Origin of the sequence: Alicyclobacillus fodiniaquatilis (assembly GCF_042678105.1) — a bacterium.
Taxonomy (GTDB): Bacteria; Bacillota; Bacilli; order Alicyclobacillales; family Alicyclobacillaceae; genus Alicyclobacillus; species Alicyclobacillus fodiniaquatilis.
In genome coordinates this window covers 1-10,524 of sequence record NZ_JBHUCX010000046.1, presented here as the reverse complement: position 1 = coordinate 10,524, position 10,524 = coordinate 1, and the positions used below count along the sequence as shown (strand labels likewise).

At 41.7% G+C, this 10,524-nt stretch carries 6 protein-coding genes and 1 pseudogene; 4 read left to right on the top strand and 3 right to left on the bottom strand.

Translation table 11 applies throughout. The annotated features are described in order from the left end of the window. Nucleotides 1–224 precede the first annotated feature (224 nt). On the top strand, nucleotides 225–806 hold the full coding sequence (locus ACFSB2_RS16460) for a YdeI/OmpD-associated family protein (protein WP_377944193.1): 582 nt from the start codon (nucleotides 225–227) through the stop codon (nucleotides 804–806). A 115-nt stretch (nucleotides 807–921) separates the two neighbouring features. Beyond that, entirely contained in the window at nucleotides 922–1,527 is a 606-nt protein-coding gene (locus ACFSB2_RS16455) for a DJ-1/PfpI family protein (protein ID WP_377944192.1), read from the top strand. Nucleotides 1,528–1,942: 415 nt separating this feature from the next. Here the strand turns inward: ACFSB2_RS16455 and ACFSB2_RS16450 are convergent, their stop codons facing one another. Next, entirely contained in the window at nucleotides 1,943–3,892 is a 1,950-nt protein-coding gene (locus ACFSB2_RS16450; RefSeq protein ID WP_377944191.1) for a sensor domain-containing diguanylate cyclase, read from the bottom strand. Between the two features lie 695 nt (nucleotides 3,893–4,587). Here ACFSB2_RS16450 and ACFSB2_RS16445 point away from each other — a divergent pair. Then, nucleotides 4,588–5,802: a beta-ketoacyl synthase N-terminal-like domain-containing protein gene (locus tag ACFSB2_RS16445; protein WP_377944190.1), complete on the top strand. Its 1,215-nt coding sequence runs from the start codon at nucleotides 4,588–4,590 to the stop codon at nucleotides 5,800–5,802. Then, the gene (locus tag ACFSB2_RS16440; protein WP_377944189.1) at nucleotides 5,803–8,199 is read left to right on the top strand and encodes a putative bifunctional diguanylate cyclase/phosphodiesterase; all 2,397 of its coding nucleotides are present in this window, start codon (nucleotides 5,803–5,805) and stop codon (nucleotides 8,197–8,199) included. It abuts the gene before it with no gap. 154 nt (nucleotides 8,200–8,353) lie between these two features. On the opposite strand, the gene ACFSB2_RS16435 is transcribed toward ACFSB2_RS16440, so the two are convergent. Then, a complete protein-coding gene (locus ACFSB2_RS16435) occupies nucleotides 8,354–10,024 on the bottom strand; it encodes a VPS10 domain-containing protein (protein WP_377944188.1) in 1,671 nt (556 codons plus the stop codon). Between the two features lie 272 nt (nucleotides 10,025–10,296). Further along, nucleotides 10,297–10,408, bottom strand: a pseudogene (locus tag ACFSB2_RS16430) (class I SAM-dependent methyltransferase); the annotation flags it as partial. Between the last annotated feature and the right edge of the window lie 116 nt (nucleotides 10,409–10,524).

The following is a 10,524-nucleotide window of genomic DNA, read 5'->3' as shown; positions in this document are numbered from 1 at the left end:
CAACCGTCGACGAACCTTGCCTTCGGGCCAGGCATTTAACTCCATGGTCTCTTGACAAGAAAAAAACGAGTGGCGGTTGACGGCCTCGTTCATATCAGTTCAAGAAGGCTACGTAAAATCCGTTAACGGACGTGATATAGGGGCTAGCGTTGCTGCACTAACGGAGCAGTTTAACCCAAGATGAACATCACTTATTGTTGCATCTTGATTGGAGGCATCCCGACATGGAAACACTCGGAGGATTACCAATTTGTTTGTTCGCCGACCGATGTGCTTGGGAACAGTGGCTTGATACTAACCATGAACATTCAAAAGGGATTTGGGTAAAAGTAGCAAAGAGGGATTCAACGACAACGACAGTGTCTTATTCTGAGGCGCTTGAAGTTGCTCTTTGCTATGGGTGGATCGATGGACAAAAAAAAACATATGACGAGGACATGTGGTTGCAAAAATTTACTTCAAGGAGATCCAAAAGCGTTTGGTCTAAGGTAAACATCGATAAGGTCACGCAACTCATAGCGTCTGGCAAAATAAAGCCAAGCGGTATGAAAGAAGTGAATGCTGCAAAAGAAGACGGACGTTGGGATGCAGCATATGAATCTCAGCGAAATTTTACGGTCCCCGATGATTTCCAACATGAATTAGAGAAGAACCCACAAGCGGAAGCATTTTTCGAAACGCTTAATAGACAGAATCGCTATTCGATATACTATCGAATCCAGACTGCCAAAAAACCAGAAACCAGAAAGGCACGAATCGACAAGTTTGTCGAGATGCTCGCCAACAACCAAAAACTTTATCCCTGAAACGATACGACCGAAAGCTTGCATACCTTCTTGCGCATAAGGGGGCGTTAACTGAAAAAGGCGACATAACATCTCCTTAGCGGACTAAAGCATCTATCGGAAGGAGGTACTAAACGTGAATCAACAGTGGAAAGTAGCCATTTTACTCTTTGATGATATCGAAGTGTTAGATTTTGCAGGCCCCTTTGAAGTGTTTTCTGTGGCGGCGTACCTAGACCAGCAGATAGATTCAAAACCGTTCCTTGTAAAGACTATATCCGAGAAGGGAAATCTCGTACGTGCCCGGAATGGTCTAAAAGTGCAGCCTGATTACAGCTTTTACAATACCCCCCATTTCGATATTCTGGTCATTCCAGGTGGGCCTGGAGCTCGTGAACGGGAGATTGAAAACGAGAAAGTGATACAGTGGATTGCTGGACGCATGGGAGACATTGAACTCATGACTTCCGTATGTACTGGGGCTCTGCTATTGGCTAAGGCAGGGCTGTTGAACCAGAAGAGGGCAACCACGCATTGGGCTAGTTACGATAGGCTAGAGGCCGAATTCCCAGAGGTAAAAGTGCAGCGGAATGTGAAGTTTGTCGATGAAGGTAATGTTGTAACATCCGGAGGAATATCCGCAGGTATCAATATGTCATTTCATATCATTAAACGACTTCTTGGTCCGGAAATTGCTCAACAAACAGCGAAGCGTATGGAATATGACATTGTCATTGAGTAACCTTTTTCGCTTTTGTTAACGTAAATCAGGTTATCGGGACTCCGGTCCGCCAAAGAGACACAAATGAAGTATGTTTCATTCACAAGTCGACGAAGTCCTATGCGCCCCAGTGGATTTCGTCGTTTTTGTGTGATTGATGTTTTGAATTCGAATGAACAGAAAATGGTCGTTCTATACATTCCCTTTTTTAACCGAACATGCGATAGCTACGAGGCGTAATTTTCCAACAAATGATATCTCGAGTCAGAAAGCCTTCTTAGAAAATGGGAAACCATGTAGTAAGGCTCGAACTATGCAATCCCATGGTTCGTTCACTTGTTATGTCAAGTGGGCGGCTCATTTTTACCCAATTTCTTGTAAACGACATGGACACTGTTTTGCTATTGAGTCGGTACAAACACGGAAATTATGCCCATTATGAGGAATTATCCAAAACGATTGTATTATGATTGTTCAAACTCATAGTCGTTAAAGTAAATTGGTTCCGTCCTCTTTCTTTAGCTTTGTATAACATTTCATCGGCGTGCCGTAATAAATCCTCATGATTTAGCTCAGGTGTTACAAACGAGACAACTCCACCAATCGATATTGTCACTGTGGGAGAAACCGAAGACTTCGGATGCGGGATGTTTAACTCTTTAATTACGTTTAACAGGTCATCCGCTATTATCGATATATTCCTATCCTTCACCTCTGAGAATACAGCAACGAATTCCTCGCCTCCAATTCTTGCTACAAAAGAATCCTTGTTGCGTCTTACTTCGTTATCGAGTGTCAAGGCTATTTTTCTTAGACACTCATCACCTGATAAATGACCATATAAATCGTTATATTGTTTAAAATAGTCAACATCAATCAACATCAATCCGATATTACCTTTGTTCAGCAAAAACTCCATACTGTCATATATCGCTGTTTCAAAGAAACGACGATTAGGAATAGACGTTAAATCGTCCCTCATTGCAAGCTTATTTAGTTCTTCCACGGCTCGCGAAAGCTCAATTGTTCGGTCATGTACTTTTTTTTCAAGTTCTTGATTCAAAGCCAAAAGTTGTTCAGCTTTAATATCAAGATTCAATAAGTTCCGCGTATGGGTAACTGAATATATAATGGTTTGAATTAGTACATAAAAAAACAGCCCAACCGGCAAAAGTTCTTGTGATTGAATGGCATTCGTATAATACAGTAAATCATTAACAATCGACCCTGTCAGGACTAGTAAGGAAACCATATTTAATAAAGCAAATGAGCGATGATTCACTATGGCGCGACTAAAAACGAACAACATATACAAATTCACAGTTATCGCTATTACACTCATGAACAATAATGTATATGTAAATATCCAAGGTGGGGTCGTCATGAACATAATAGAAAGTACGCTACTAAACACAAAAAAAAGACTCTCAATCTTACGTATAGAATCCTTCGGATAGAGTGCCCGTGTTGTCAGGAGAAGTAGAAACACCCCGACAGAGGCGGAGAGGTACTGTACTCGTGTTTCAAAGCTCCATCCTACCGTTGGGAAAAAGGTAGTAATTGTGGTGTCGTTAAGAAACAGCGCTTGTACAATAACATCTATACAAAAGAGTGCAAAATACAGAGGGAACTTATCACGACGGTTTGACAGGTATAAAGAAAGGCAAAACACTGAAAGAGTAAATAGGCTCCCAATAATAAATAATTGTTCTGATAAACGTATGCTTTCAAGTCTATTTAGAGACTGAATTGAACCTAGGTATGGAACCTCCCCTATTCCTCCCTTCTGCTGAATAAAATTAGATACCTGAATAACGATATGGATTGAGTTTCCTTGTTCTTTTGGTACTACAACAATGCCTGGGCTATCTTGCGGCGTTGTTGTAGTACGCGTTAGTCCCACTACGCCTGCAGTATGCATAGTAATGCCATTAATCCACATACGATACGAGGATGAAATACTTGGTATATAGATAGCATTCAGCTGGTGCTGTTCATTCGTCGGTAAAGTAATAGTTAGTTCGTATGTGCCATAGCCTTGCCCCCAAACTTTTGGAACATCAATAGTCTCTCTCTCTGGCCCTACCTTGTGCTTAATATCTTCAGGAGAAATTAGCTCTTTGGGATAAAATAGCCATTGCCCGGTAAGAGAAATAATTTGCGGAGTAGAAGTTGCGTTATCACGCAGATCGATGACTCCCTGATGTGCCATACTTTGTTCTTGAATATGAAGAGTTTTTAATTCTAAATTTTGAATTAACAAAATAACCATTATAAACATTATTAATAACCCTGCGAGTACAATATTAATTTTTCTCATACTACCACCCTGTAAAGTATATGGGGTAATCTCTGGTTCTAATTTTAGTACTTCATTTTTGGGCATAAGCTTGATTCTGTTTTGGAAAGGTATATTCAATTTAAATCATTGGTAATGGTTTCCGCAAGTTTGGAGCGGAGTGACATGATTAGTATTCCGGTACTAAGGACAAACTTCGTGAAATTCTGCTCCAATTATATCGGAATCAATTTCAGATCTATGCGAAGCCTGGTATTAGGGAATACCTATGCACTGTCTATGGCCAGCCGCGGAATACCCGTTCAAACAGCACAAGTTCGTAGTCACATACCCCTTACTCTCTGACGCCAATAAGGACTCATGAACGGCCGGTATTCACTCATCGAAGCCTGAACCGTTGGCTGAACCAAACGGGTAGATCGATTCTTTGCATCGGCAATACAATATAAAGTTGCGGAACCTTATCAACCGTATAAAATGCGTATAAACATAAAAATGTACATATATCGAAACCCTAAACACACCCCGTCCAAAATCAGGCGTCGAAGAAATTGGGGAATCGCTGGTACTTTCCATTTGACTTGTTAGAGTCTTGCAATCATGTTGGTAATGTAGTCGTAGCTTCGCAGTTAACGTTCGTGTAATTACGACAAAATTCAACATAACTTTACATGATTCGCCACTCTGAGTAACATGAATACTGGCCTTTAATTTTTAGAGAAGATATTTATCAATAAGTTCATTCACGCTTAACCAAAATCCTCTGTAGTGGAGCATCTAACATGGAATCAAAGAGAGTAGTCATTACAGGTTACGGGGTAAACGCCCCCAACATTAGTAATGAAAGTGATTTTAGGAATGTTCTGATAAACGGAAAGTGTACTTATACTGTTATACCGGATATAGGACCTAATGGATCGAGTGTTGTTTGTGGACAAATAAATGAAAACTTCAATATAATCGGCGGTAATAATTACCACAGATATCCTCGTGTAAGTCGACTTGCCCTGGCAGCTGCACAAGATGCTGTAGGCTTAGCCGGGTGGGGTCGTTTGAATGAGTTTGACGCCAATCGTGTAGCCGTGATTATTGGTTCTTCTGCAGGAGGACTTCTTGAAATCGAAGAAGGAACAATGTTTAGCAGAAATCAGGACTATGCAGCTTTTCCAAGGTTGGGCGCGTCCACAGGAAACTTTCACAGTACAGCATCAGCTGTTTCAGCGCATTTTGGATTAACGGGTATGTCTTTGACTGTGGGGAGCGGGTGTACTGCCGGAGTCGACGCCATAAATATGGGAAAAGCGCTGATTGAAAGTGGTCAAATTGACGCTTGCTTAGTTGGAGGAGCTGATGCCCCAATTACTTCCTTTAGTCTGTATAGCTTTGCAAAGTTACGCGGGATTGCATTAAATGTGGACGTTTGTGATACTGGTGTTCCTTTTTCAATGAGTCATGATGGATTTGTTATAGCCGAAGGCGCGGCAGTGTTGGCTCTGGAGACCGAAGAGTCAGCTCTGCGTAGAGGTGCTTATATTTACGGGGTAGTTCAGGATGTTTCCTCAAACAATGATGCGATTGCGATTCATAGATCGGATTCTTCTGGAAAATCTATGTTAAAAGCACTGAAAGCAACTTTAAATGGCCATAGACCAAGTTATGTAAATAGTCAGGCACTCGGTCTACACGAAAATGATAGAGTTGAGCAGTATGTGCATCAACAATTGTTCGGCAAAGAGGTACCACTAACCTCCATTAAAGCAATGATAGGCCACCCTTTTGCTGCTGCGGGTGTTTTTCAGGTCATCTCAGCACTCCAAAGTATTGAATACGGCTTTATCCCAGGAACTACGAAAACTAAAGCCTCCGGATACGAAAACCTGCCAATTGTTTTTGAAACGAGACCGTCTGAGGTACAGTCAGTAGCTATTACCACACATGGTTTTGGCGGGAACAATACTTGTTTGTTGATCACTAGGTTGAGCAAAGGGTTGATGTAGGTGCTATTTTTATTGATGTTTTATATAGGTCTTGTCCCTATCTTGTTTGCATTGAGCATTATTCCTTTGTTTGGTCGCTCCCAATTGACGTTTGCACTTGTTTCCTTTCTAATCTTAACTGCCATATGGCAATGGGATGTCGCGGATTTGTACAGTTACTCTGTTCTCCAACGTCCAACAGCATTGATACTATTTCGTCTTTTTCGGTTTGGAACGATTTTTTTAATCCCTTCTCTTTTTTTTGTAGCCTCGACAGCTACGAATCTCGTACCTAAAGGTAACCGTCCAAATTGGTGGAAATTTTGTTACAACAAAGTAGTGATTGGCGGAATTGCTCTGTGGTCTGCGTTTGTGTATACAATTGGATGGACGCGAGCAGGAATCACACTCCTTCGAACTGTTAATTTTGGACGATATATTCTATTATTCCCTATCTATGGCCCTCTCGCATGGACGTTTTATGCTCAAGTAGTGGCTTTTGGCATATTCACGGTTCTATGTTTTCGGGTCACAAGACGGATTCAAGATGGTATAACCCGCAAATTCTTGATTCAGTTTTTGATATCCGCCGCGTTAATGTTTTCAGTTGGGCTGTTTAATATATATCCAAGTATTTTTGTTTTCTCAAGTGGTTTAACGTGCATCATCTTCTCTTCTACAATTTTTATTGCGTATTCAAGGTTTGTGTCTGAACGGTATCGTAGCGCCAATCAAAGTCTTCAAGAGCAATCAGAATTTCTTCATAAGGTAATAGATGTTAGCCCGAACTACTTAAGCGTAATGAATAGTAAGGGTCTTTTTACGATTGTTAATAGAGCTTTTGCTCGATTTTATGGGCTGCCCTCAGATTCCATTATTGGACGGTCACTAGAAGAAGTGGAGGAATTAAGAAATAGAGGAATTAGAAGTCATATGGAGCAAGGAACTACGGTGGAGCAAACGCCTGAAACCGTACCAACGGTACAGCGCAATTTAATAAATGCTGTAGGACAAACAAGGACAGTCACAACCGTAGAAATACCTGTAAATTTTCATCACGCGAGTCAGACGCTTCGTGTGTCTACTGATATAACGGATCGTATTGAATACGAAGAAAGGATCAAACGTCATGCATACTATGACTCTCTTACTGGATTGCCGAATCGTATGTCGTTTAATCAAAGTATCGACAATATAATTCACTCATTTGACAAGTACTCTACGAACTTTGCTGTCCTTTTTTTGGACATGGACCGATTTAAAAATGTGAACGATACTCTGGGTCATAATATTGGGGACGAGGTTCTTTGTGAGATAGGTAAAAGATTATCTAAGGTTATCGATAATTTACACGGGGTAGTAGCTCGTTGGGGGGGAGACGAGTTTACACTGATCATTCCTTTTGAGGATACTGATCGACTTTTAATGGCCGTTCAGGGCTTAATCTCTGATCTTGAACAAGTGATATCTTTGACTAATATCGAGCTCTTTATAACGCCTTCGATTGGGATTAGTTTGTATCCTGAACACGGAAACAATGTTAACTCCTTGCTCCAAGCTGCAGACATTGCTATGTATAGGGCTAAGAAGTATGGAATTAAATACCAAATATATAGCCACCTAATGACCAAGGCCACTTTAGGATTAGAATTGGAAATGGATTTGAGACGTGCACTAGAGGGTGATGAATTCGAATTATATTTCCAGCCCAAAATTGATACGAATAGTAGACGAATCGTTGGTACGGAAGCATTAATCCGATGGTTACATCCACGCAAAGGTGTAATTTCTCCGAATGACTTTATACCCATAGCTGAGGAGACAGGAATGATCCTCAAAATTGGAGATTGGGTTATTCAACAAGCATGCAGACAGAATAAGATTTGGATGGATGAAGGTTTATTAAATGTTCCCATAAGCGTAAACATTTCTCCGCTACAACTATGGTTCGGAGATATTGTGAAGAGTATTAAAGAAGTTCTGACGCAGACCGGTTTGCCACCAGATTATCTAGAACTAGAAGTTACAGAAGGAATTGCTGTTCAGAATGAAATTCAGGCAATTGAAAGGCTTGGAGCTTTGAGAGAGCTTGGGATTCGTATTGCTGTGGATGATTTCGGAAAGGGATATTCCTCCCTGAATTCTCTACGCTTGTTTCCTGCAGATTCTCTTAAGGTCGACAAGGCGTTTATTGATCAATTGAGCATTCCGAATTCTGAAAAGAACAACCAGATAACAAAGCATATCATTTCACTAGCTCACGCGATAGGACTGCGTGTTATTGCTGAAGGTGTGGAATCCGAAGAACAATTTCATTGTCTAAAAGCATTTAATTGTGACGAAGTACAAGGATATCTCTTTAGCCGTCCGATTCCTGAAAAAGAGTTTCGTAAGCTGGTGCCCCTTCAGGCAACATAGTTCCTGTAATTAGCCCCCATGAGTCTGCCAATCGGCATCTCTGGAGCAACTTGTAGTTAAACGTTTCTCTCTCAATATATTCAATAAGCCAAGCAAATAGCACTACAAAATACCCCAATGGCGCCCAAACACATTAGGGGTATTTTTTATTGATTTACTGCTGAACAGGATACTCCTTGATCCAAGTATGTCCGCCATTATTCGTATGATACAATGCGCCCGAAGTCATCAAAGCCCAGCCTTGTGTAGATGAGGTAAACGTCAATACAGAGACGTTTCGTAACGAGATATTCGGAGTAAACGATGACCATGCTTGCCCACCGTCAGTCGTCACAAACATCTTATTCCCGTCTGTAGCCAGCGCGTCGTTCATGGTTGGGAAGCTCCACGCCTGAATCGCTTGATTCTTAGCGATACTCTGTACCTCCTTACCGGAAATCCATGTCTTTCCACCGTCCGTTGTACGGTAGATAAGTAAGGTTGAACCATCGCTAACAGGCAAGATACCATCTTGCTGGCTGAAGAAAATAGGTGGATAAGACATAAATTCAGCACTAGTGAATTGTGATGGAACCGTTACATGCTGTAGGTTCCACGTCTTTCCATCATCGGTTGTCTGGTACAAATATACGAGTCCATTGACAGGTGTAAAGCCAGTTGCCCATCCATGGTTGTTATTATTGATGAAGCTGACCCCAGTTTTATCACCCCCAAATGGGAGCCCTCCTCTAGTTTCATTCGTCGTCGTAGAAACTTTGTTCCAGCTGTTTCCGCCATCACTTGTTTGATAGATTGTTTCTTTTTCGCTTCCAGCTGCAGCTCCTTGCATCAAGGCGATCCAACCGTAATTTGCGTCCTGAAAATGAAAACTGATTGGTTCTCCTGTACCGGTAAATTTTTGTTTGACCCACGACTTTCCTCCATTTGTGGTGTGATAGATCGCAATGGGTTTACTAATCGAAGCAGAATCATTGACCGCGAGCCATACGTCTTTAGCATCTAAGCCATAAACCTTCATTTGAAGATTCTTTAAATGAGAAAACCCTTGTGGGGACACGTTGTTCCAATCAACGCCACCGTCTCTCGTCAACCACACACTGGTGAGTCCTGTTGCCCATCCCGTGTTAGAGTTGACCATGTAGAGCGTGTTTAACGCTTGAACGCCGCTTCCAGATCGAGCCGACCCTGAGGCATTTGTTGTGTTGCTTGCTTGGAATTGCTTTGGATAAGGTTTGTTAGGAACCAATTTTGAACCATTCCAAGTATACGTAATCGTTACAGGTGTACCGGTTGGATTGGCAAACGAATCATTCTTCTTGTAGACAGGATAGGTCACAGCAACGCCGTTTTCAGCAGTTGTCACACTTGTGATCTCCACACTTGGTTTAGCAGTATCTGTTCCTAAATACTTACCATTGAGAAAGAAGAAGACGAACTGACTATGTCCATCTCTTCCAGATACACCTATCCAAGCAGATAATGCTGCGCCAGACGACGTTTTGACAGTCGCATTCGGAATTGTTCTATTTAAAGCGTAACCCTTGCTTTTTATCAACGCGATCTCACTCGCATAATTGGCTTGTGATGTCGTTGTGGTTGTGCTACCCACAGAAACTTTGGCACTGTTTGTGGTATTACTTGTATTCGACGCGTTATTGTTTGTTGCTCCCGTTGAATTGGACAAAGCATGATCGTGAGATGCGTTTGTAGTTGAATTTTTGACCCAATTATTCTTAGCGCCATCTGCATCAGGGGACGTCGTACAGCCCGCTAAAGTCAACAACACCAGTACTGTGATCGGTATTAAAGCAAGACGCTTATTCATGATAGACCTCCTCGTATTTGCATTAGTTAGACGAAGCAACACGATTTGACGTTTCAACTTTTACGATAATCCAATGTTCACCGTTTTTTAGGGACAGGTCCGTCATCTTGTCGGTGGAAGCCCTATTGAGATCTTTGTACGTTGCGCTATGCCAGACACTTTCCTTAGGACTTCAAATTCATCTGCAGAAATCGATATCTTCAATTGACAGCGCTATGGTACTCTACTCCGAACCATAGTTGCTAGCCTTGGCACGCATCGCATGCTTTCAAGAGGTCTACTCCAATGACAGATCGTGCCTGTTGTTCACGACCATAATAACAGTGCCAACCAAACCCACCGCCCAAATCAAAGTACTTTTTTACCACGAAGTTCTGGTAGCAAAGTCCGAAATGTGTAAGCGTCAAACGTAGGACACCTTGATCACGAAAATGAATGATCATCATAATAGAAAATCCCCGCCGGGATTCCGACAGGGACGTTTTGTCACGTCATGATCT

Excerpts from the sequence above, each read along its gene's own strand:
- ACFSB2_RS16460 (WP_377944193.1), top strand. The coding sequence starts at position 225 with ATGGAAACACTCGGAGGATTACCAATTTGTTTGTTCGCCGACCGATGT.
- ACFSB2_RS16450 (WP_377944191.1), bottom strand. The coding sequence starts at position 3,892 with ATGCCCAAAAATGAAGTACTAAAATTAGAACCAGAGATTACCCCATAT.
- ACFSB2_RS16445 (WP_377944190.1), top strand. The coding sequence starts at position 4,588 with ATGGAATCAAAGAGAGTAGTCATTACAGGTTACGGGGTAAACGCCCCC.
- ACFSB2_RS16435 (WP_377944188.1), bottom strand. The coding sequence starts at position 10,024 with ATGAATAAGCGTCTTGCTTTAATACCGATCACAGTACTGGTGTTGTTG.